This window comes from Acinetobacter sp. CIP 51.11 (assembly GCF_000369665.1).
GTDB classification, from domain to species: Bacteria; Pseudomonadota; Gammaproteobacteria; order Pseudomonadales; family Moraxellaceae; genus Acinetobacter; species Acinetobacter lwoffii_S.
The window spans coordinates 732665-754797 of sequence record NZ_KB850128.1 but is presented as its reverse complement, the minus strand read 5'-3'; the positions used below and the strand labels follow the sequence as shown (position 1 = coordinate 754797).

Annotated in this window: 22 protein-coding genes; 9 read left to right on the top strand and 13 right to left on the bottom strand. The window is 42.7% G+C overall.

The window, feature by feature from the left end:
* Nucleotides 1–3: 3 nt before the first annotated feature.
* Nucleotides 4–1524, bottom strand: a complete 1521-nt coding sequence (ppx, locus tag F894_RS03795) for an exopolyphosphatase (RefSeq protein ID WP_004278264.1) — start codon at nucleotides 1522–1524, stop codon at nucleotides 4–6.
* Nucleotides 1525–1784: 260 nt separating this feature from the next.
* Between ppx and trxA the strand changes: the two genes are divergently transcribed.
* From trxA to F894_RS03780, 3 genes are all read left to right on the top strand, one after another.
* Nucleotides 1785–2111, top strand: a complete 327-nt coding sequence (gene trxA / locus F894_RS03790) for a thioredoxin (protein WP_004278266.1) — start codon at nucleotides 1785–1787, stop codon at nucleotides 2109–2111.
* A gap of 322 nt (nucleotides 2112–2433) precedes the next feature.
* Nucleotides 2434–3702, top strand: a complete 1269-nt coding sequence (gene rho / locus F894_RS03785) for a transcription termination factor Rho (protein WP_004278267.1) — start codon at nucleotides 2434–2436, stop codon at nucleotides 3700–3702.
* A 401-nt stretch (nucleotides 3703–4103) separates the two neighbouring features.
* Nucleotides 4104–4391 (top strand): hypothetical protein, encoded by a 288-nt coding sequence (locus F894_RS03780; protein ID WP_004647530.1) that lies wholly within the window; start codon nucleotides 4104–4106, stop codon nucleotides 4389–4391.
* A gap of 103 nt (nucleotides 4392–4494) precedes the next feature.
* On the opposite strand, the gene F894_RS03775 is transcribed toward F894_RS03780, so the two are convergent.
* The 3 genes from F894_RS03775 to pheS all read right to left on the bottom strand — a co-directional run bounded on the left by F894_RS03775 (nucleotide 4495) and on the right by pheS (nucleotide 8285).
* A complete protein-coding gene (locus F894_RS03775) occupies nucleotides 4495–4791 on the bottom strand; it encodes an integration host factor subunit alpha (protein ID WP_004278269.1) in 297 nt (98 codons plus the stop codon).
* A complete protein-coding gene (gene pheT, locus F894_RS03770) occupies nucleotides 4788–7169 on the bottom strand; it encodes a phenylalanine--tRNA ligase subunit beta (protein WP_005246037.1) in 2382 nt (793 codons plus the stop codon). Before pheT ends, F894_RS03775 begins: the two co-directional genes overlap by 4 nt.
* Nucleotides 7170–7304: 135 nt before the next feature.
* Nucleotides 7305–8285: a phenylalanine--tRNA ligase subunit alpha gene (pheS, locus tag F894_RS03765; protein WP_005246036.1), complete on the bottom strand. Its 981-nt coding sequence runs from the start codon at nucleotides 8283–8285 to the stop codon at nucleotides 7305–7307.
* 159 nt (nucleotides 8286–8444) lie between these two features.
* On the opposite strand from pheS, the gene F894_RS03760 reads away from it, so the two are divergent.
* The 3 genes from F894_RS03760 to F894_RS03750 all read left to right on the top strand — a co-directional run bounded on the left by F894_RS03760 (nucleotide 8445) and on the right by F894_RS03750 (nucleotide 11384).
* The gene (locus tag F894_RS03760) at nucleotides 8445–9470 is read left to right on the top strand and encodes a hypothetical protein (protein WP_005246035.1); all 1026 of its coding nucleotides are present in this window, start codon (nucleotides 8445–8447) and stop codon (nucleotides 9468–9470) included.
* A gap of 196 nt (nucleotides 9471–9666) precedes the next feature.
* Nucleotides 9667–10272, top strand: a complete 606-nt coding sequence (locus F894_RS03755; protein ID WP_005246034.1) for a hypothetical protein — start codon at nucleotides 9667–9669, stop codon at nucleotides 10270–10272.
* 20 nt (nucleotides 10273–10292) lie between these two features.
* Nucleotides 10293–11384 (top strand): helix-turn-helix domain-containing protein, encoded by a 1092-nt coding sequence (locus F894_RS03750; RefSeq protein ID WP_005246033.1) that lies wholly within the window; start codon nucleotides 10293–10295, stop codon nucleotides 11382–11384.
* Nucleotides 11385–11426: 42 nt separating this feature from the next.
* On the opposite strand, the gene rplT is transcribed toward F894_RS03750, so the two are convergent.
* The 5 genes from rplT to F894_RS03725 form a co-directional block, all read right to left on the bottom strand.
* Complete coding sequence (gene rplT, locus F894_RS03745; RefSeq protein WP_004647525.1) at nucleotides 11427–11786, bottom strand: 50S ribosomal protein L20; 360 nt, start codon at nucleotides 11784–11786, stop codon at nucleotides 11427–11429.
* Nucleotides 11787–11797: 11 nt separating this feature from the next.
* Entirely contained in the window at nucleotides 11798–11992 is a 195-nt protein-coding gene (rpmI, locus tag F894_RS03740) for a 50S ribosomal protein L35 (protein ID WP_004278281.1), read from the bottom strand.
* A 185-nt stretch (nucleotides 11993–12177) separates the two neighbouring features.
* The gene (locus F894_RS03735) at nucleotides 12178–12600 is read right to left on the bottom strand and encodes a YqaA family protein (protein WP_005246032.1); all 423 of its coding nucleotides are present in this window, start codon (nucleotides 12598–12600) and stop codon (nucleotides 12178–12180) included.
* 7 nt (nucleotides 12601–12607) lie between these two features.
* Nucleotides 12608–12898, bottom strand: coding sequence for a hypothetical protein (locus F894_RS03730; protein ID WP_004732951.1), 291 nt, complete (start codon nucleotides 12896–12898; stop codon nucleotides 12608–12610).
* A gap of 74 nt (nucleotides 12899–12972) precedes the next feature.
* Complete coding sequence (locus F894_RS03725) at nucleotides 12973–13593, bottom strand: glutathione S-transferase family protein (protein WP_004732952.1); 621 nt, start codon at nucleotides 13591–13593, stop codon at nucleotides 12973–12975.
* Nucleotides 13594–13876: 283 nt separating this feature from the next.
* Between F894_RS03725 and F894_RS03720 the strand changes: the two genes are divergently transcribed.
* Entirely contained in the window at nucleotides 13877–14332 is a 456-nt protein-coding gene (locus F894_RS03720; RefSeq protein WP_004732955.1) for an Hsp20 family protein, read from the top strand.
* A 104-nt stretch (nucleotides 14333–14436) separates the two neighbouring features.
* Nucleotides 14437–14988 carry a hypothetical protein gene (locus F894_RS03715; RefSeq protein WP_005246030.1) on the top strand — a complete coding sequence of 184 codons (552 nt, stop codon included), beginning with the start codon at nucleotides 14437–14439 and terminating at the stop codon, nucleotides 14986–14988.
* 43 nt (nucleotides 14989–15031) lie between these two features.
* Here the strand turns inward: F894_RS03715 and infC are convergent, their stop codons facing one another.
* The 4 genes from infC to F894_RS03695 form a co-directional block, all read right to left on the bottom strand.
* Entirely contained in the window at nucleotides 15032–15583 is a 552-nt protein-coding gene (gene infC, locus F894_RS03710; RefSeq protein ID WP_071850398.1) for a translation initiation factor IF-3, read from the bottom strand.
* A gap of 5 nt (nucleotides 15584–15588) precedes the next feature.
* On the bottom strand, nucleotides 15589–17511 hold the full coding sequence (thrS, locus tag F894_RS03705) for a threonine--tRNA ligase (RefSeq protein WP_004278291.1): 1923 nt from the start codon (nucleotides 17509–17511) through the stop codon (nucleotides 15589–15591).
* Between the two features lie 224 nt (nucleotides 17512–17735).
* On the bottom strand, nucleotides 17736–18905 hold the full coding sequence (locus F894_RS03700) for an alanine racemase (RefSeq protein WP_005246029.1): 1170 nt from the start codon (nucleotides 18903–18905) through the stop codon (nucleotides 17736–17738).
* 10 nt (nucleotides 18906–18915) lie between these two features.
* Entirely contained in the window at nucleotides 18916–20136 is a 1221-nt protein-coding gene (locus F894_RS03695) for a D-arabinono-1,4-lactone oxidase (RefSeq protein WP_051064112.1), read from the bottom strand.
* A gap of 298 nt (nucleotides 20137–20434) precedes the next feature.
* Here F894_RS03695 and F894_RS03690 point away from each other — a divergent pair, with 298 nt between their 5' ends.
* Nucleotides 20435–22075 (top strand): acyl-CoA synthetase, encoded by a 1641-nt coding sequence (locus tag F894_RS03690; protein WP_005246027.1) that lies wholly within the window; start codon nucleotides 20435–20437, stop codon nucleotides 22073–22075.
* Nucleotides 22076–22133 lie beyond the last annotated feature (58 nt).

Genomic DNA, 22133 nt, shown 5'->3' with positions numbered 1-22133 from the left:
GTATTAATTAACAAACTGTTCGGATTGAATCGAGAGTTCAATCTCCCAATTTTTAAATTGCTGCTGTTCATCGTGCAGTTCAGCGACCAGCAATGGCCATTGCTTGGCATCACCAGACACGCTGAGTTGCCATTGTTGCGCATTTTCAACCTTGAGTTCAATGGCAGGAAGCATCTCATCGCTACGACTGTGATTGACCAAAACCGACAGACGAAGCAGCAAACATAACCATAAAAGTTTAGATCCACCGACTTTCATCACATCAATCTTGGCATCAGCGCGCAATTTACGCCGATGGTGCGCGACCAAATGTGACAAATGATTTTGATCAACTTGCGAGAAACCGGCAATATCCGAGTGTTGTAATAAATATGCGCCATGACGATGATAGCCACTGTGACTGATGGCCAAACCAATCTCATGCAGATAGGCGGCACGACGTAACAGGTCACTATCTTCAACACTCAAACCGAGTTCACTGGCCACGTCATTAAACAGTTTTTGTGCGGTCTGAACCACACGTTCAGCCTGTTTGGCATCGGCATTATAACGGCCGATCAAGGCATGCACGGAACGATCACGGATATCTTCATGCTTGAAACGGCCAAGCAAGTCATACATCACGCCTTCACGTAGCGCACCATCAGAATAGACCAAATGGTCAATTCCCAGTACATCAAAGACTGCATAGAGAATGGCAATACCAGCAGGTAAGACGGCACGACGGTCATCTTTCAGACCTTCGAATTCCATGTCCGAGACATATTTATATTTAAGCAGCTTGTCTTTGAGCTTTTCCAGGCCTTCACGCGTCAACTGTTCGCGATCATTGCTCCAGCCCATATTAACGCAAATCTGGCGGCAGGCTTTAATAGTACCACTCGAGCCAACGACAGCATCCCAACCGGCTTCTTTATAAGTATTGGCAATTCCGGAAATTTCTTTACGCGCCGCAGTGACCGCTTTATCAAAAGCTTTGGCGCTGATTTCACCATCCTGAAAATAGGCCTTGGTAAATGCCACACAGCCCATTTGTACTGATTCAGTGTGAATCGGCTCGAATTCTTCACCAATAATCAGCTCAGTTGAACCGCCACCGATATCAACCACCAGACGACGACCGCTGTTGGCCATGGTATGGGATACACCCAAATAAATCAGTCGGGCTTCTTCACGACCGGCAATAATTTCGATGGGTTTCGGTAAAATTTCTGCAGCTTTCTGAATAAATTCATGGCCATTTTTGGCTTGACGCAAGGCATTGGTCGCCACGATCCGTAAGCGGTTCGGTTGAACGGCACCTAAACGTCCGACAAAACGGGCCAGACAGGCCAAACCGCGTTGCTGTGCAGCTTCGGTTAAATTTTTATTTTCGTCTAGTCCTGCGGCAAGCTGAACTTTTTCTGACATTGATGCCACTTTTTTCACTTCGCCATGATCTACACGGGCGATGGCCAAATGAAAGCTGTTTGATCCCATATCGATGGCGGCAAGTAATTCTTCATCAATCAAAAAGTCAGACATTCCAGAAATAAACCTTTAACGAATTGTGCTTAGAGTAATTCACATGCATGCAATTTAAAAGCCATTTGTGGCGACAATTTAATGCCTTATTCTTTTTTGTATCGGGAATAATAGTGAGACACGATCATCACTATCGTGATCATCCATTAGACAAAATAACATTAAGCATTGAAAATTTACAGATTCCCCTACATTGTTAAAGATGGCTATGTAATACTAATAATTAGTTATCTTTAAAATATTAATCTGGAGCACATTCCATGTCTGGCAACATCGTAAACACTACTGACGCAAACTTCGAAGCAGACGTTCTTCAATCAGACGTTCCTGTACTGGTCGACTTCTGGGCAGGCTGGTGTGCACCATGTAAAGCAATTGCACCCGTACTTGAAGTGCTCGCTGATGAATACCAAGGCAAAGTTAAAATCGTGAAAGTTGACGTAACTTCTTGCGAACAAACTGCTGTGAATTTCAACATCCGTAACATCCCGGCTTTGTTGATGTTCAAAAATGGTGAAGTTGTTGCGACTCAAGTCGGTGCTGCACCAAAATCTAAACTGACTGCATTTATTGATGACAATATCTAAGCACAGCATTTTTAGTAAAAAATACGCGACTCATGCTCGCGTATTTTTTTCGGCTATAAATTGACAAACCTGGCATTTTCTCTTATATTCGCTACTCAAGAGATAAAGGATCCTAAATCCTGCCAATTTCTTACAAGACACATTACATAAGATGCCGCTCGGCAATAGAAATTGTTTTCCACATTTTTCTTTGAAACACTCAAACAGATCTCTGAATTGTTCTTTTGCAAATTCAATTGCTTTCGTTTGAATGCTGGTATGCGGCCGAATGTTACTCCCTTTCTAACCTGTACCTCAGAACTTTGATTCTATCTGACCACCTATGAATTTAACCGAACTCAAGAAAAAACCGATTGGCGAACTCATCAAGATTGCCGAGTTTATGGGCCTCGAAGGTATGGCTCGTAACCGTAAGCAAGACATTATTTTTGCCATCTTAAAACGTCATGCAATGAATGGCGAAGAGATTTTTGGTGATGGCGTTCTAGAAATTTTGTCAGATGGTTTTGGCTTTTTACGCTCAGCCGCAGGTTCTTATTTAGCAGGTCCTGACGATATTTATGTCAGCCCTTCTCAAATTCGTCGTTTTAACCTCCGTACTGGCGACACCATTACTGGCACCATTCGCCCGCCGAAAGAAGGCGAACGTTATTTTGCTTTACTTAAAGTCAATCAAATTAACTACGACACACCTGAAAATTCACGTAACAAGATTCTGTTTGAAAACTTGACGCCATTATTCCCGACTGAACAGTTGGTGATGGAGTTGGGCAATGGCACCACTGAAGATTTAACCACCCGTGTGATCGACTTAGTTGCACCGATTGGTAAAGGCCAGCGTTCAATTATTGTGGCTCCGCCGAAAGCGGGTAAAACCATGCTGCTGCAAAGCATTGCACAGTCCATCGTTCGCAATAATCCTGAAGTTATTCTGATCGTTCTCCTAATTGATGAGCGTCCAGAAGAAGTGACTGAGATGGAGCGTACGGTTCGTGGTGAAGTCGTGGCTTCTACCTTTGATGAATCTCCTGCACGTCACGTTCAAGTCGCTGAAATGGTGATTGAAAAAGCAAAACGTCTGGTTGAACATAAAAAAGATGTGGTGATTTTGCTTGACTCGATTACCCGTCTGGCACGTGCTTATAACACTGTGATTCCTTCATCAGGCAAAGTACTGACTGGTGGTGTGGATGCACATGCCTTAGAACGCCCTAAACGTTTCTTCGGTGCTGCACGTAATATCGAAGAAGGCGGTTCACTGACCATCATTTCTACTGCCCTGATTGAAACCGGTAGTAAAATGGATGAAGTGATTTACGAAGAATTCAAAGGTACAGGTAACCAGGAAATTACCCTTGATCGTCGTATTGCTGAAAAACGCGTGTTCCCTGCAATGAACATCAAGAAATCTGGTACTCGTCGTGAAGAACGCCTGATGTCAGAAGACAATCTGCGTAAAGTCTGGATTCTGCGTAAGCTGCTGCATACTCAAGACGAATTGGCGGCAATGGAATTCTTACTGGATCGTATGAAAGAAACCAAGACCAATGATGATTTCTTTGATCAGATGAAACGCAAAGCTTCAAATTAAAATTTTAAATGAAAGGTCATCTAAACGGTGGCCTTTTTTAGGTTGACATAAATTACAGAATGAAACAATGAAGCCTGATTTATGTAAACTTATTTTTAAGTTTTTGATTAATAAAATATTCAGATTAAAAATTGTATAACTTTTAAGTATTTAATAAGCCTTTCTCCAATCTAAATCTTTCATTCCATTGTTATTTTCTGTTAAAAACTTCTTATTTTTTATCGTTTTTCCGTACTTTTTTGATCATTGCCAGTAGCAATTAAAAATGCGCAGTGATAGCATATTTGCAGACCAGTTAGACTGCTCCTGCGTTGTTAGTCCCTAACACAATTAGGAACAATAAAAGCACTTAACAGACTAACTTTGGTTTTTTTTAATCTCAATTTTTAGAGAGTGATGCCATGTTATTCAAAAAAATCGCTATTGCTGCTGCAGTTGCTACTACTCTAGCTTTCGTTGGTTGTGCTAAAAAAGCTGACGACGCCGCTGCTGACGCTAACCAAGCTGCATCTGAAGCTGTAGAAGCTGCATCTGAAGCTGAAGCTGCTGCTGATGCTGCTGCTGTAGAAGCTACTTCTGAAGTTGCTGCTTCTGAAACTGCTGCTGTTGCTGAAGCTGACGCTGCTGCTGCTGTTGCTGTTGACGCTGCTGCTGACGCTACTGCTGCTTCTGAAGCTGCTGCTCAATAATCTTTTAGATTATTCAGTACAAAAAAAGAGAGCCTTTGGCTCTCTTTTTTTATTTTAAAAACTGGAACTTAACAATATTGATCCCAGTTTTTAAAAAAGCAGATCAGTTGACCTGCTCATTTCCCACACGTTGACGGAACTTCTGTCCGGCACGGAAGGTGACCACACGGCGTGCAGAAATCGGAATCTCTTCACCCGTTTTCGGGTTACGGCCCGGACGTTGACGCTTATCACGCAACTCGAAATTACCAAAACCCGAAAGTTTTACTTGCTCGCCTGAGATGAGCGCCTGGCTAATCTCATCGAAGAACAACTCAACCATTTGTTTTGCTTCACGACGGTTTAAACTCGTGAGCTCACTTAAATGATCAGCCATTTCTGCTTTAGTTAGTGCTGTCATGAAGCCCTCAATGTCGCTTGGTAAGTGTTTTCTAACACTTGAAGGATATTATCCATACCTGATTTAATTTCAGCATCTTCCAGTGTACGGCTTGGATGCTGCCAGAGAAGTGCAAATGCCAGTGAGCGTTTCCCTTCTTCTACTCCTTGTCCAGTGTACACATCGAACAACCAAGTTGAGTCTAAAAGCTCTCCGCCTGTTTTTTCGATAAGTCCCTGAATTTCGCTAACATTAATCTTATCACTAATTAAAAGCGCAATATCACGTCGAACCGATGGAAAACGTGATAATTCTGTAAAATTAGATACATAAGTTTGCAAAACAGCCGCTTGATCCAATTCTGCTACCCATGTGGTTGCCAGATCAAGTTCGTCTTCAAGTGAGGGATGTAAACGCCCCAAGTAACCAATTGATTGACCATTCACGAGAATTTCTGCGGATTGTCCTGGATGCAACCAGCTACGCTCTGAACGCACATATTCTACTTTGACACGACCAGCAGCCAAAATTTCTTCTACATCACCCTTAAAGTCAAAGAAGTCCATTGCAGCGGGTTTCACATGCCAAGATTCAGCATGACGTGAACCAGTCGCAATCAATGCAAAAGTTGGAATCTGTTTTAAATCATGGATGCTGCTGGCTTCTTGATAGTCAAAACGCAGACCGAGCTCAAAGAAACGTACACGGCTTTGCTGGCGGTTGACATTGTACTGAACACAAGGAATAAGGCTAGATAGCAAGGTTGAACGCATCACTGCCAAATCACTTGAAATTGGATTGGCTAATACTAATGGATTCACACTGGAATTAAGTTGCTTTTCAAGCTTTAGGTCTGCGAAGCTAAAGCTGATCGCTTCTTGGTAACCTAAAGTTACCGCGGTTTGACGGAGTTGGCCCAATTCAAACTGATCTTGGTATTTCGCCAGCTTCACATCAATCACAGGCAGGCTGATTTGAATATTGTCATAACCGTGAATACGCGCCACTTCTTCGATCAAATCTTGGTAAATCACCATATCATAACGATGTGATGGCGGTACCACTGACCACTCGCCTTCTGCTTTTACTGTAACTTCACAACCTAAACGGCTTAAAGCATCAGTAATGAACGCTGAGTCAACACTATAACCCAGCAGTTGATCGACTTGTGCTTGATTCAACTCAATTGCGTCGCGTGTTGGCAATAATGCTGCATTTTCGGCAACTGTAATTGGTCCAAACTCACCGCCCGCAAGTTCCGCAATCAATTGTGATGCGCGGTGCATAGCGATCAATGGCAATTCAAAATCGACACCACGTTCATAACGCTGAGAAGCATCAGTATGCAGGCCAAAGCTACGTGCACGACCGGCAATATGCAGTGGCGCGAAGAATGCTGATTCCAGGAAAATTTCAGTGGTTGCATCGCTGACTGCTGAAAACAAGCCACCCATAATACCAGCAATGGCCAATGCTTTTTCATCATCTGCAATCACCATCACTTTTTCGTTGAGTTCAACTTCTTGTTCATTGAGCAAAACTAACTTTTCAGCTTCCGTCGCTTGACGTACATGTACCGCACCTTGAACTTTACCGCCATCAAATGCGTGTAGCGGTTGACCAAGCTCGATTAATACATAGTTGGTAATATCAACCAGAATGCTGTGCTGACGAATACCTGAACGTGCCAATGCACGCTCCATCCATACAGGAGTCACAGCCTTGGTATTGACGTTCTTGATGACACGACCCAAATAGCGTGGGCAGCCTTCAGTCGATACAACGACTTTCTTTTCGTCGCTAATAGTCGCAGCTACTTCTTTAATTTCAGGGGCAGTTACTGGCAATTGGTTAATCACACCAATTTCACGTGCGATCCCGCGAATACTGAAGCAGTCCCCACGGTTCGGTGTAATGCTGATGTCAATCACGTTGTCATCAAGGTCTAGATATTCACGAATGTTCATACCTACTGGTGCATCCGCTGGAAGCTCTAACAAACCATCAATTTTATCTTCTAAATCGATTTCTGAAGCGCCGCACAGCATGCCTTTTGACTCGATACCACGTAGCTTGCCTTTCTTGATTTTGAAATCGCCTGGAAGTACTGCACCAATGGTCGCAACTGGCGCTTTCATGCCGGCACGTACGTTTGGCGCACCACATACAATTTGCAGTGGCTCACCTGAATCGATATTGACAGTGGTCACACGCAAGCGATCTGCATCAGGATGTTGTTCTACTGTCAGAACTTCCCCCACCACTACACCAGTAAATGCTTTTGCTGCAGGTGCAAGCTCATCGACTTCCAGACCCAACATGGTCAATTGATCAGAAAGTTTTTCGCTATCGATGGCTGGGTTGACCCATGTGCGTAGCCAATTTTCGCTAATTTTCATTGATATAAAACCTGTAATTCAAATCTCTAGAATCCCCCTCTGCCCCCCCATTTTCCAAAGGGGGAGAACTCCATCTATTTCGCGGAGTCCCTCTCCTTTTTAAAAGGAGAGGTTAAGGAGAGGTATAAATTTGTTTTAAGCAAACTGGCGTAAGAAACGCACATCATTTTGGAAGAACATACGTAAGTCATTCACGCCATAACGCAGCATTGCAAAACGTTCAACACCCAGACCAAAAGCAAAGCCTTTGTATTTTTCAGGATCAATGCCTGCAGCTTGCAGCACATTCGGATGCACCATACCGCAGCCCAATACTTCTAACCAGCGACCGCGTTCATCCATAATATCCACTTCCGCACTCGGCTCGGTGAACGGGAAATAAGATGGACGGAAACGTACTTTCAAATCTTTTTCGAAGAATTCGTTCAGCAGGTTAATCAGCAAACCTTTCAGTTCCGCAAAGCTGGTATTTTCAGCCACGTATAAACCTTCGATCTGATGGAACATCGGTGAGTGGGTTTGATCCGAATCACAACGGTAAACACGGCCCGGACATACGATCTGGATTGGTGGCTGCTGAGTTTCCATGGTACGAATCTGCACACCAGACGTATGCGTACGCAGCAAATGGTTCACATCAAAATAGAAAGTATCGTGCATGGCACGCGCCGGGTGATGACCTGGAATGTTCAGTGCTTCAAAGTTGTGATAGTCATCTTCAACTTCAGGACCTGTTGCAATCGTAAAACCTGCCTTGGTAAAGAACTGGCAAATACGCTCTTGCACCTGGGTCACTGGATGGATACTGCCCACCTGCTGGCCACGACCTGGTAAAGTAATATCAATGGTTTCGCTTGCCAGTTTTTGTTCTAAGGCAGCTTTATGCAGTTCTGCCTGACGTGATGTCAATGCAGCGGTAATGGTTTCACGTACAGCATGGATTTGTGCGCCGAAGACTTTACGTTCTTCGGGATCCATTTTACCAAGCGACTTAGATTGTTCCGCGAGCTGGCTTTTTTTCCCCGTAAATTGCACTCGTACTTGATCAAGTGCAGCAAGGTCTTGAGCTGCTGCAATCGCAGCGAGCGCTTCAGTGGTCAGGGCTTCCAGTGACATAGTAACTCTCAAAGCAACAGGTTAAAAAATATTTTAAAAACCCCACATTCTAACAGTTTTTAGACACTTTGATGAAGATGCGTTTTAAGGAAAATTAGATTGGCATGATTAAATATAAAAAGTATAAGATAAACACAATATCAATCAGATCAAATCACTATGGCACTCGATCAAATTTGGAAACAGCAACTGACCCTCGTCACTTACGGCAATGAGTATTTGACTCAGGACCTGAGTTTCAATCGTTGGATTCAACATTCCATTTTTAATCAGCATCAGTTTGCCTTTCGGGATCTGATGTCACAACATCTGCTGGCCCAGCATTTCCAGATCTGGCTGGAAGGCCTGAAAAAACAAGGTGTGCGTCGCCTTAGCTTACATCGCTCTGATTTACTGGTTGATGAGAACAATCCGAATGCCAATGTCGAGCTACTGCCACTGGCACATTTTATTGTCAGTCATGGCGCCAAAGCCAAAACTGCCTGGATCATCGGCAAGGAACTGCCTGAATGGTACAGCGCGGACAATGACTACGAAGCGCCCAAATCACAACAGTCCCCTTTACGCCATGAAACATTCTGGTGTTATGAATTAAATCCCAAACTAGCCAAGCGCATTGATGTGGAACTAGAAGCGCCAAACTGGGATGATATCCAGGCCTATACCGATCATGAACTCTTTGAAAGTAGCCTTGCCCAAGATTTTACCGAGCCGGCGTATACCAATTTGCCTTATTACGGCACCATGCCTGCCATTCAGGCCGATAGCGAAAGTCATTTGGCCTTAATTCCCACTGACTATTCAGCGGATTATGCTCACCAGACTTTGTACCGCCTAGACGCCTTAAACGACTTTATTCAAACTAAAATCCAGCATCCCTATCGTGCAGATGGCGAAGTACTCAGCCCGGAGCAGCAACTCAATCTGCGACATTTTTCGCAAAAAATTGATGATTTAAGTGCTAAATTCATCAGCAAAGTCGCCAACCACTATAAAACTGCACAGCTAACACCTAAAGTTGCACCTGACCCATTTGTCGGTATGAGTACTGAAGACCGCTCACCAAAAATTTCTAAAGCAGAAAAACCTCAAGATCCAGGTAAAGCCAGTTCTTCTGCAAATGTAGTGACCTTAATTGTGATTACCGTGATTATCTGTCTGATTGGTTACTATTTCGGGCTTTAAAAGAATTTTAAGAAGCTATTTTTTTAGCAGCTTTTTTAAACACAAGAAATTTTAAAAAATTAATGGACAAAGTCAAAATTGGTTGACTTTTTCTATAATCAGAAATAATTTGGTTGACGTTTTTATAAAAATGAAATAAATTAAAAATTCGCTACTTAGGATTTCCACATTACATTAAGTAAAGGATACGTTATTTATGGTCAAATACCCCCACCCTTCAACATTTGATAAAGAGTTAACAGATGACAAGTTAACTTATATTGCAAAATTAATGCTTCAGTGTTTCGATAAAAGTTTTCGAGACACCCGTGATATTGATGATGACAATTATACCTTTGGTACTGTTTTCTTTAAGAGAACTCATAATTGTTTGAAAAGAGAATTCCTCAATGATTCTTGTCCTTACAAATTTGAAATAGTTGATAAAACGAATAAATTTATTTTCAAAGTAGGACAAACACCTTGTCGTTTTTTTGAGGAAAAGAATTATTTTTATCCAACCAAGAAAGGTGCATTTGTCTTAACAGAACAATTAAGCCTTTTCAATGAAGTTGGCTTACCTTGCTATTCCAATTTCTTACTCATGTATTCAATTGATGAAGATGGATTCCCATTAGCCACTGTCCGTTTTGTCAGCTATGACATTAACGAAAATATAGTCGCTTTCTGGGAATATAATTCATCTAGCTTTGCTCCTTCAATTCAAACAAATGATTTGTTTACCCCTGATAGTAATGGCAAAAAACGCACTAGAAATCTATCTAGTAAACGTAATAAAGCTAACAAATCACAAGAGAATTGAATCAATTATTAGGTTCCACAATGTTTAATTCCTTTAATGGATTAGAACTAAAACTGCTGCGTTTATTTAATGAGTTATCACTTGAAGACGTAGCAGCTAAAGTTCAAAAGTCAAAACAATATATACATAAACTCGAAACAGGTCTTAGTTATCCTACTGAGGAACTGTTAAATGAGTTATGTGATATTTTTAATGTAAAGAAAGATTTTTTCTATCAAGTACATTCTCCTTTACAAGAAGACCAAATCCATTTTCGTAGTCTTAAATCATCACGACAGTTTGCAAAACAAGTCGTTATTTCTAGAGCAGAACAATTAAATCGGTTAATTAGATATATTGAACATCATGTGGATTTGCCCGAATATTTAATTAATTCTATTGAAATTGATCATAATCAATTAACAGGTGAGCAAATTGAGAAAATTGCAGAGGAATTTAGAAAACAATTTGATTTAAATTTAGCTCCCATCGAAAATTTAACGGAGTTCTGTGAAGATGTTGGCATTGTTATAACTGATTTTGACTCTATTTCAAGTGAAGTTGATGCTTTATCATTGATTTGTCAAAGACCTATTATTGTTCGAAACACTAGTAAAAAAAGTGCCTGCAGACAAAGATTTGATATTGCACATGAGATAGGTCATATGGTACTTCATAATGGAGTTACTACTGGCGACAACCTAACTGAGTCTCAAGCGCATAGATTTTCTAGCGCACTACTATTACCTCAATCCATGCTAAGAACAAATTTTCCAATCTTATTTAAAGGTGGAAGGTTTGATTGGAATAAAATGAGTGAATTCAAAAGAATTTGGGGAATTAGTAAAGCAGCTATTCTATATAGAGCAAAGCAACTTAATCTAATTGATGACAATCAATATAAAACTGGTGCTATCCACCTAAGAGTCAATGGCGAGGCAAGACAGGAATCGGAGGATATTAGTATGCCTATCGAAACTCCTACTCTTCTTCAAGAAGCTTTAAATATTATATTAGATGATGGTATTTCTGCTGAAGAAATTTCCAATGAGTTAAATATTTCTATTTCTATGCTCGAAAAGCTTACCAATATGAAATTTCATACTCAGGAAAGGAAACTTAAAATTATCTAAAAAAAAGACCGCTAAAAGCGGTCTTTTTCAAGTCATAAAGACTTATGCAGCCAATGCATCTTTAGCTTTAGAAGCTAAAGCAGCAAACGCAACTGCGTCATGCATAGCGATGTCAGCAAGTACGCGACGGTCGATAATCACTTGAGCTTTTTTCAAGCCAGCGATCATACGGCTGTACGACAAACCATTTTGACGAGCACCAGCGTTGATACGTGCAATCCACAAAGCGCGGAATTGACGTTTCTTCTGACGACGGTCACGGTAAGCATATTGACCAGCTTTGATTACCGCCTGGAACGCTACGCGGTAAACGCGTGAACGAGCACCATAGTAACCTTTAGCGCGAGCAAGAATTTTTTTGTGACGGCGATGAGCCTGTACACCACGTTTTACACGAGCCATTTATAATCTCCTTAGATGTACGGGCACATACGACGAACTGAAGCAACGTCACTTACGTGAACCATTACACAGCCGCGCAATTGACGAATACGCTTAGCAGATTTTTTGGTCAAAATGTGGCGTTTGAACGCTTGTTTACGCTTAAAACCGTTAGCAGTCGCTTTAAAGCGTTTAGCTGCACCACGGCGAGTTTTCATCTTAGGCATAACAACCTCTTTTGAACACCTGTTCGGCTCGTTTGCACCATTACAAAACGACCTGCAGGTAAGGGAGCGAGTATTCTAAAGCATCTTTGTTTAAAACAAAAGCATCTTCACCCAATAAGCGAATTTAAAGAATGATTTCGCTCTGAAATAATATCCAAGACTGGATCAGGAAAATAGCTGCAGGCTTAGAACATGGCAAAGGCAGCATAGACAAACAGATAACGTCCAATTTTAGCGATACTGACCATCAGCAGAAAACGGGCGAAGTTTTCTTTTAATAGTCCCGCAATTAAAGTGATTGGATCACCAATGATAGGCACCCAGCTCAGCAGTAAAGACCAGTAACCATATTTCTGATAGGTCTTTTGCGCCTTGAGCATCTTGTCTGCTGAAACCGGGAACCACTTTTTATTCTTATAATGTTCAATCTTGAGACCCAGATACCAGTTCACACAAGACCCCAGAATATTGCCCAGACTGGCCACGGCAATTAACAGCACTGCATGCTGCTTGTTCTGCACTAAAAGCCCCAGCAAAACCGCTTCAGACTGTAAAGGTAGTAAGGTCGCTGCACCAAAGGCCGACAGAAACAGTAAAAATAGGCTCATTACAGCATTAATGGCTCAAGCCCATTTTTTTCTTGGCTTTACTGTATTCCCAACTGGACCAAACGACTGCCGTCACCATCGCCATGATCCGCGCCCACTTATACTGCTCATTGAGCGGTGCAATTGCAGCACGGAGAATCTGCTGATCTTTGGTATTTAGGGCAGCAATCACCTGATCGATATGCACAATTTCAGCAACATACAGCACTAAACATGCAGCAATGCCGAAAAGAATGCTCCAGTAAATTCGGGTATTACTTTCAACAATCTTGGTAAAGTTCAGAAGAAAATCGTTCATATATCCATCCAATAAAAAACCACCGTAAGGGTGGCTTTATTTGCTTAAGGCTATTTTAACATAAAGGCAGACGCTTAACTGACCTGTATTGCCAACGCTTTCTGAACCGCAGGACGAGCATTCAAACGATCGATATATTTGGAAACTTCAGGATAGTCTTCCAGAGTGATCTGCTGCCAGTCATGCCGTAATAACCAAGGGAAAATGGCCATATCTGCAATCGAGTATTCGCCAGCCACATACTCCTGCCCGACCAGCTGTTTATTCAACACCCCATATAAACGCTTGCTTTCATTGACATAGCGCTCTGTGGCATAAGCAATCCGCTCAGGTGCAAAACGGCTAAAGTGATGATTTTGCCCGAGCATCGGCCCCAAACCGCCCATTTGCCACATCAGCCACTGTTCGACCTGAATACGCTTCACTTCATCGGCTGGATAAAACAGACTTGTTTTGCGACCCAGATATTGCAAGATCGCACCTGACTCAAAAATTGAAATGGCGCGGCCATGTGGCCCATCCTGATCAACAATTGCCGGGATTTTATTATTGGGAGAAATAGCCAGAAAATCGGACTGGAACTGGTCATTTTCCAGAATATTGATGGGAATAATTTGATATTCCAGCCCCATTTCTTCTAGAGCAATACTAATTTTATGGCCGTTGGGGGTGCCCCAATAATATAAATCGATCATTTTCTTCTAATACTCCCTGCACTTTTACTATGCGACGATGTACTCAACATAGAGGATTTAGAAAGAAACAACAAGTCTGCATTTTAAAATTATTTTTCAATAAATATCAAAATCTTATTAAAAATTTATATATTTTTTTCTTTTTGATCTTGAAAATTTCAGCTCCAAACACATATTTATTTCTGCATAAGGATTGCGTCAATCTTATGCGCTGTTGATGTCTGACATGACAGATCTTATTTTCTTGTTTTTATAACTTTGCTTTAGTGAGAAGGTTCTAATCATGAGTAACTTAAATCTTCATCCATTATTTCGTCGTAGTATTGGCTTTGATCGCTTGAATGACTTTATTGACTATGCCATGCAAAGCGATGCACCGAATTACCCACCGTATAATATCGAAAAGCGTGGTGAGAATAATTACCGCATCGTGGTGGCAACTGCGGGTTTTCGTCAGGAAGAACTCGACATTCGTCTGGAAAATAAGTTGCTGACCATCCTAGGCAAGCCTGAAAACCAGAGCAATGACAGTATTGAATTCCTGTACAAAGGCATTGCGCGACGTGCATTTAAATTGTCTTTACGTCTGGATGAATATATAGAGGTACAACAGGCAGACTATGAAAATGGTTTATTGATCATCGACTTGCAGCGCATTATTCCAGAAGAAAAATTGCCACGTCAAATCCCGATTGGCAATAAACTGCTCATTGCAAACGATGAAAAATCAGTGGAATAAGCTTGATTAAGTACGCAAAGGAAGGTCCGAAAGGGCCTTTCTTTTTGGCTACAGATTACCTAAGCTCATTAAGGCAATACGCTTTCTGATCATAAAAATAAACCATGAATGTGCCAGAAAACATCCTGTTTCATCAAGCTAGCCCGATCATGCGCACTACGGGATATTTGCTGTTTTGTTATCCGGTCGGAATATTCAGCATTTTTTATTTCAGCAGTGTGCGTAGCAATTCCAGTTTTTTCCAAGGACTATTATTTTTATGGCAGGAGTCTCCTGACTTTTATATTTATATTGGCGGCTTTCTTGGTCTTTCGCTGCTTATGCAGGGAACCAAACTCAAAATAACCTCACAAGCCATTTATTATACTTTGGCCGGTTTCCGCATCAGCCTGTGCTTAAAACGACATTCCGTACAGTATAGTTTTCTGAATCCGCGCTATGATTCTCTCAAAGCGCACCTCAAACGCTGGCTCTATAACATGCCAGCGCATGTGATTAGTCAACGCGATGGCACTTTGGATTTTAAATTGTGCCAGCCCGGTCTGATGAATCAAATTTGTCTTGGATTTTTCCGGATTCAGCTGTCGATGTTTTCCCGCCAGCAAGCTCAACAGATTATGTACGCCATACAAAGCGCCTGGAATTTTAAAGAATAAAAAAAGCCCTGCATATGCAGGGCTTTTTTCGCTTAATGAGTGCTTACTTTTTCTTTTTAGGACCAAGTAGCATACCCATTTGACGCCCTTCCATTTTCGGCATCTGTTCAACAGTACCGAATTCAGCCACGTCAGCTTCAATTTTTTGCAATTGAGCTAGACCCAACTGTTGGTGCGCCATTTCACGACCACGGAAACGAAGCGTGATTTTCACCTTGTTACCTTCTTCAAGGAACTTGATGATTGCACGTAGTTTTACGTTGTAATCACCAACATCAGTACCCGGGCGTAGCTTGATTTCTTTCACCTGGACTTGATGTTGTTTTTTCTTCGCTTCTTTCTGCTTTTGCTTAAGATCAAACAAATGCTTGTTGAAGTCCATGATCTTACATACTGGTGGCTCAGCGTTTGCTACGATCTCAACAAGATCAAGTTCAACACTTTCTGCTGCGCGTAGGGCATCAGCTAAGCTTACAATCCCTTTCTGCTCACCATTTTCGTCTACAAGACGGACTTCTTTCGCACGAATTTCATCATTCAAGGCAGGACGGTTTGATTTGTTACCGCCCTGTTGATTACGGTCAGGCTGTTTAATCGCTGTTACTCCACAATGTACCGGCCGCGTTCGGCTACGGCTGCTTTTACTAGGTCAACGAAAGCATCGATTGACATAGTACCCAAATTTGTTCCTGAGCGGGTACGCACGTTTACGGTACCTTCCTCTACTTCACGGTCCCCAAGTACCAGTAAGTAAGGAATACGCTCTAATGTACGTTCACGAATCTTAAAGCCGATTTTCTCATTTCTCAAGTCAGAAATTGCACGGATACCGTTTTCTTTAAGTTTTGCGACGACTGACTCACATGCCTCAGCTTGAGAATCGGTAATGTTCATCACACACGCTTGCATTGGTGCCAACCAAGGTGGCATGAAGCCTGCGTAGTGTTCGATCAGTATACCAATAAAACGCTCGAAACTGCCAAGAATTGCACGATGTAACATTACTGGCTGATCGCGGTCATTATCTTCAGTGACATAAGACGCATCTAAACGTTCTGGCAAGTTAAAGTCACACTGAATGGTACCACACTGCCAGACACGACCTAAGCAGTCTTTCAGAGAGAATTCAATCTTCGGACCGTAGAATGCGCCCTCACCCGGTTGAAGCTCCCACTCAAGACCCGCAGCATCTAAAGCATCTGCCAAAGATTTTTCTGCCATATCCCAAAGCTTGTCATCTCCGACACGTTTTTCAGGACGCGTCGACAATTTCATTTGTACTTCTTCGAAGCCAAAGTCTTTGTATACATCCAGTGTCAATTTGATAAAGTCTGCAACTTCAGGCCCAATCTGTTCTTTGGTACAGAAGATATGCGCATCATCTTGAGTAAAGCCACGTACACGCATAATACCGTGTAAAGAACCTGATGGCTCGTTACGGTGACATGAACCGAACTCTGCCAAACGAACAGGAAGATCACGGTATGACTTCAAACCTTGATTGAACACTTGTACGTGACAAGGACAGTTCATTGGCTTCACCGCATAGTTACGGTTTTCAGAATGCGTGGTGAACATGTTGTCTGCATAGTTGGCAGCATGACCCGATTTTTCCCACAGCGTGAAATCGACCACTTGTGGGGTACGGATTTCTTCGTAGCCATTGTCTTGCTGAACTTTACGCATGTACTGTTCAAGAACCTGGTAAATGGTCCAGCCGTTCGGATGCCAGAACACCATACCTGGTGCTTCTTCTTGCATATGGAACAAGTCTAGCGCTTTACCAATTTTACGGTGATCGCGTTTTTCTGCTTCTTCAATACGTTTTACATAAGCAGCAAGCTGTTTTTTGTCTGCCCACGCTGTACCGTAAATACGTTGTAGCTGTTCGTTTTTCGCGTCACCGCGCCAGTAAGCACCAGAGATTTTAGTCAACTTGAACGATTTGAGGAATTTGGTATTTGGTACATGCGGACCACGGCACATATCCAAATAATCCTGATGGTAGTACAAGCCCATTTGTGTTTCTTCAGGCATGTCTGCGATCAGGCGCAATTTGTATTCTTCGCCACGCGCAGTGAATTCAGCAATGACTTCATCACGCGGCGTCATTTTTTTCACAACATCATAGTCTTGATCGATGAGCTTTTTCATACGCTCTTCAATCGCTGCCATGTCGTCTAAGGTAAACGGACGTGGCATCCAGATGTCATAGTAGAAACCTTCTTCAATGACTGGACCAATGACCATCTTTGCTTCTGGGAACAGTTGCTTAACCGCATGACCGACCAAATGCGCACAAGAATGGCGAATGATCTCGACACCGGCTTCGTCTTTAGGCGTGATGATTTGTAGTGTTGCATCTTCAGTGATGAGATCAGACGCATCAACCAAACGATCGTTGACACGACCAGCAACTGTATTTTTTGCAAGACCAGGACCAATGCTAAGTGCAACGTCCATCACAGATACGGCGTGATCAAACTGTTTTTGATCGCCATTTGGCAAAGTGATAATTGGCATAAGAAATCCTTAAGGAGTGATGCCCCGTACCATGGAGCATATCACCGCGAGATTATGATCGAGGCACAGCCTCAAAAGATAAAAACGGTGGATAAATAAAATCGATTCGAATTTTACACGGCTTGGCCGCATGATTAAACCTTTTCCCAATAAAAATAAGATTTACCATCAAATCTGTGCCAGATCGTTAAAGGCTTAGGCGCATTTTTCAGTTCAGAATGTAGTTATTCCCGGAACGTCTGCCACTGGAGAAACTTCCCTTCTGCATAGACATACAGCTGTGCGAATTGCGGGATGATAGCTTCACTTTGTGTCGGTCTTAAAAACACATAATCATCGACATGAATATCGCACTGCATGGGCATCTGAAGTATTTCCTGATTGCTGCTGCGGCCATACAATACATGCGGCCGGCTTTTTTCAGGGTAGATATAATCCGCTCGCCAATAGCCTCCGTAAATAAATACGGCTTTATATTGATGAGGAAGATAATTCAGCAGCTCCAGACGGGGAATCTGACTACAAGGCAACACTTTTAAAATGGGTGCGGCAATCCATAAAGCACAGCTTAAAGCGGACAAATTTTCCAGATCAAAATCACTCGGCTTAAGCAGCATCGAGCCAAAGGCCAGATCATTACAGACACTTTGCTGGCAATGCTGCATAAAGGTTGGACTTCCCCCACCGTTAAAACACAAACCTTCATGCCATAAATCCGGGAATTTTCGCTGAAGAATACTTTTGTATTGTTGATACATCTGCTGCGATTGCTGATAACTTTTGTCGGGACTTTTCAAAATTTTTGGCAGTTTGGCGACATGTGCATCATAGCCCATTAGACCCGAAAGTTTGAGATAAGCCGCGTTGTGCTGAATCAGCTTCCTTAAGGCTATAAATTGCTGCTGCGTTTGTACGCCGCCACGATGCAGGCCCACATCAATTTCAATGTTTACATGCAAACGAATATTGAGTCGTTGTGCGAGCTGAAGATATTGTTGCAGATGTTCTACATCATCAATCAGCCATTGAATACTTCCTTGATCATTGATTTTATTTTGATCAGATAAAGTTTGATAAAAAGATTTTAGCGCCTGAATTGGCATCGGTTTTCCCAACAGAATATCCGCTTGTGAAAATGCCTCCATAATTTCCGCAAGATGCGGCAGATGAAAAACCATAAAGCGCTGGGTATTCAGCTTTTCACTGGCCAGTTTGAGTAGCGGAATACTCGCCAAGGATTTCACCACCAGACGCGGTTGTAACTGTTCAGGCAATTTCGACTGCATAACCTCCAGATTATGTCGATATTGCGCCAAATCCAGAATCAGTTGCGGTGTGCCAGTGCCCTGCTGTTTTAAATCCTGTGTTAACTGCTGAAAATAATTCGATTGCATCACCCTCTCCTCATTTACCAGACAAAAACAGTTGCTTTAGGTACGGATTGAGCCATTTTTGCTGCGGATCCAGTTGCTGACGTAGCACCATAAAATCATCCCATTTTGGGTAGAGTTCGCGCAGCGAAGCGGTGCTCATGCTATGCAATTTGCCCCAATGCGGCCGTCCCTGATATTTCTGTAAAATCGGTTCAATCAGATCAAAGATGGTGCGGTAATCCTGTTTATAGAACTGGTGAATAGAAATAGACACTGAATCGCGCTGATAAAAAGGACTCAGCCAGATCTCATCGCCTTTGACATAACGGAACTCGATCGGGAAAAACATCGGCACCTGATGTTTACGTAAAATATGCAGAATCTCGTCCAGACACTGCAAGCCTGAATCAACCGGAATCTGATATTCCATTTCATTAAATTTGGTATTACGCGGGGTGGGGAAAATGCGATGCGACCAATCGACATAGCAGGTCGGTTTGACAAAGACACCGAGCAATTTTTGCAGATAAGGATTCGTAGCAGGCAACTTTCGAGTCAATTCTGAACACAAGGTCAGCAAGGCATCTTCCGAAGGCCAGCTCTCTGTTCTCGGCTGAATGGTTGCATCCGTTTCATCCAGAGTTTTCAGCATCACTTGATCGGCATGTAAAAAAGCCCAAAATTCAATATGCCGGTGCTGATGTTTCCATTGATCAATATGAGTAAATATGTCTTTTAATGAACAGAGCCGAATCTGTTCTTTTAGTTTATATCTGGGACGATTTTGCAGGGTGATTTGGGTCAATATACCCAAGCTGCCCAATGCCACCCGTCCAGCCTGAAATATTTCGGTATTCTGCTGACGATGACATTGCAACAGCTCGCCATCTGCGGTCAGCAATTCAAAGCCTTTCACGAAAGCGGATATGCAAGGTAAATCGATGCCCGTGCCATGCGTTCCAGTCGAAATCGCTCCGGCCAGACTTTGCTGGTCTATATCGCCCTGATTGATTAAGGCCTGATTGATCGGTGTCAGATCTTTCCCCAAATCATATAAACGCGTACCGGCGTACACGGTGCACTGTGTTTTCTCTTGATCAAAGGCAACCACACCTTTGAACTGATCGAGATTAAGCAACACCTCATCTGTCTTGGCCAAGGGGCTAAAGGAATGTCCTGCACCCACTGCACGAATGTGTGCATGGGTCTTCACTAAACTTTGTAATTCACTGATCTGGATGGGCTGAACAATCCGAGCAGTACTGAACTGGCTCCCTGACCAATTTCGCCAATTTTATCCGCCTGTTGTATTTTCATTATTATTCTCTGGCTCATATTATTTTAATGATTCAACTAGAGTAAAATACCTAAAAAATCAAACTTGGGAACCCATGCGTTCAAAACATTTAAGCAGGGTGAAATATTTTTATTACTATTCAAATACTTAAAATTTGTAAAATCGTACTCGACTAAAGCATAAATGCAAGATTTCTGAGAAATACATATCTTTTCAACAGGATATGAAAATAAATATAGAACGGAGTTTTACAATGGTTAGCGCATATGATGAATTACCGCGTACCCCCGCGAATTTTGTAGCCTTATCGCCTTTACGCTATCTTGATCGTGCAGCTTATATCTATCCAAATCAGAACGCGATTATTCACGGTAAGCGCCGGATCACTTGGCGTGAAAAATACAACCGTTGTCGTCAGTTTGCCAACCAACTCCAAAAATTAGGCATCGGTAAAAATGATACTGTGTCTGTTCTACTGCCTAACGTCCCTGCCATGATCGAAGCGCATTTTGCTGTGCCGATGGCAGGCGCAGTCCTCAACACCTTAAATACCCGCCTGGATGCCAAGACACTTGCCTTTATGCTGGAGCATGCCGAAAGCAAAGTATTATTGGTTGATCCTGAATTTACTGCACTTGCCACTGAAGCGCTTGCCCTGGTATCACAAGACATTTATGTGATTGATGTGGCTGATGCAGAGTTTGAAGGTGAAGATAAGCGTATTGGCCAAATCGAATATGAAGACTGGATTGCGCAAGGCAATGCAAACTTTGACTGGCATCTACCTCAAGATGAATGGGATGCCATTAGCTTAAGTTACACTTCGGGGACCACCGGCAATCCGAAAGGCGTGGTCTATCATCATCGCGGTGCCTACATTAACGCAGCCAGTAATATTATTGCCTGTGGCATGACACCACGTGCTACCTATTTATGGACACTGCCGCTCTTCCACTGTAATGGCTGGTGCTTTGCCTGGACCATGGCGGCCAACGGCGGAACCAATGTCTGCCTGCGTAAAGTCGATGCTGAACTGATCTTTAAGCTGATCGCTGAACATAAGGTCGATTACTTCTGTGGTGCACCGATTGTTCTGTCGATGTTGATTAACGCGCCTGAAGAGAAAAAGACCAAGATTGATCACCGTGTCGAAGTGATGGTGGCGGGTGCCGCACCTCCAGCAGCAATTATTGAAGGCATGCGCAATATCGGTATTAACGTAACGCATGTTTACGGCTTGACTGAAACCTATGGCCCCTCTGCACTCTGCGCTTCACAGGCAGGCTGGAGCGATCTGTCTATTCAGGAACAGGCACAGTTGCACTCCCGTCAAGGCGTCCCGTATCCATTGCAAGATGGCATGAAAGTGCTTGATCCGGATACCATGCAGGAAGTGCCACATGATGGTCAGACCATGGGTGAAATCATGTTCCGTGGCAATATCGTGATGAAAGGTTATCTGAAAAATCCTGAGGCGACAGCAGAAGCCTTTGCCGGTGGCTGGTTCCATACGGGAGATTTGGCGGTATGCCAACCGGATGGCTATGCCAAAATTACCGACCGTTCCAAAGATGTGATTATTTCTGGCGGAGAAAATATTTCATCGCTTGAAGTGGAAGAAGTACTGTATCAGCATCCGGCGGTGCTGACTGCAGCGGTAGTCGCCAAGCCTGATCCACGCTGGCAGGAAGTTCCTTGTGCCTTTATTGAGCTCAAAGAAGGCACCAAGGCCACTGAAGAAGAAATTATGGAATTTTGCCGTGAACATCTGGCCCGCTTTAAAGTGCCTAAGGATGTGGTGATTACCGAAATTCCAAAAACCTCGACCGGTAAATTGCAGAAATTTGTTTTACGCGAATGGGCCAAAGAGCGCGCGCAAGGTGAATTTTCTTAATTCCATACAGGCATGTTTTTTCAAAATCTACTCAATAAAAAATCGTGCTAATTTTTAT

What these genes read in the sequence shown, in the direction of transcription:
- ppx (WP_004278264.1), bottom strand. Translation starts at nt 1,524, where the DNA reads ATGTCTGACTTTTTGATTGATGAAGAATTACTTGCCGCCATCGATATG.
- trxA (WP_004278266.1), top strand. Translation starts at nt 1,785, where the DNA reads ATGTCTGGCAACATCGTAAACACTACTGACGCAAACTTCGAAGCAGAC.
- rho (WP_004278267.1), top strand. Translation starts at nt 2,434, where the DNA reads ATGAATTTAACCGAACTCAAGAAAAAACCGATTGGCGAACTCATCAAG.
- F894_RS03780 (WP_004647530.1), top strand. Translation starts at nt 4,104, where the DNA reads ATGTTATTCAAAAAAATCGCTATTGCTGCTGCAGTTGCTACTACTCTA.
- F894_RS03775 (WP_004278269.1), bottom strand. Translation starts at nt 4,791, where the DNA reads ATGACAGCACTAACTAAAGCAGAAATGGCTGATCATTTAAGTGAGCTC.
- pheT (WP_005246037.1), bottom strand. Translation starts at nt 7,169, where the DNA reads ATGAAAATTAGCGAAAATTGGCTACGCACATGGGTCAACCCAGCCATC.
- pheS (WP_005246036.1), bottom strand. Translation starts at nt 8,285, where the DNA reads ATGTCACTGGAAGCCCTGACCACTGAAGCGCTCGCTGCGATTGCAGCA.
- F894_RS03760 (WP_005246035.1), top strand. Translation starts at nt 8,445, where the DNA reads ATGGCACTCGATCAAATTTGGAAACAGCAACTGACCCTCGTCACTTAC.
- F894_RS03755 (WP_005246034.1), top strand. Translation starts at nt 9,667, where the DNA reads ATGGTCAAATACCCCCACCCTTCAACATTTGATAAAGAGTTAACAGAT.
- F894_RS03750 (WP_005246033.1), top strand. Translation starts at nt 10,293, where the DNA reads ATGTTTAATTCCTTTAATGGATTAGAACTAAAACTGCTGCGTTTATTT.
- rplT (WP_004647525.1), bottom strand. Translation starts at nt 11,786, where the DNA reads ATGGCTCGTGTAAAACGTGGTGTACAGGCTCATCGCCGTCACAAAAAA.
- rpmI (WP_004278281.1), bottom strand. Translation starts at nt 11,992, where the DNA reads ATGCCTAAGATGAAAACTCGCCGTGGTGCAGCTAAACGCTTTAAAGCG.
- F894_RS03735 (WP_005246032.1), bottom strand. Translation starts at nt 12,600, where the DNA reads ATGAGCCTATTTTTACTGTTTCTGTCGGCCTTTGGTGCAGCGACCTTA.
- F894_RS03730 (WP_004732951.1), bottom strand. Translation starts at nt 12,898, where the DNA reads ATGAACGATTTTCTTCTGAACTTTACCAAGATTGTTGAAAGTAATACC.
- F894_RS03725 (WP_004732952.1), bottom strand. Translation starts at nt 13,593, where the DNA reads ATGATCGATTTATATTATTGGGGCACCCCCAACGGCCATAAAATTAGT.
- F894_RS03720 (WP_004732955.1), top strand. Translation starts at nt 13,877, where the DNA reads ATGAGTAACTTAAATCTTCATCCATTATTTCGTCGTAGTATTGGCTTT.
- F894_RS03715 (WP_005246030.1), top strand. Translation starts at nt 14,437, where the DNA reads ATGAATGTGCCAGAAAACATCCTGTTTCATCAAGCTAGCCCGATCATG.
- thrS (WP_004278291.1), bottom strand. Translation starts at nt 17,511, where the DNA reads ATGCCAATTATCACTTTGCCAAATGGCGATCAAAAACAGTTTGATCAC.
- F894_RS03700 (WP_005246029.1), bottom strand. Translation starts at nt 18,905, where the DNA reads ATGCAATCGAATTATTTTCAGCAGTTAACACAGGATTTAAAACAGCAG.
- F894_RS03690 (WP_005246027.1), top strand. Translation starts at nt 20,435, where the DNA reads ATGGTTAGCGCATATGATGAATTACCGCGTACCCCCGCGAATTTTGTA.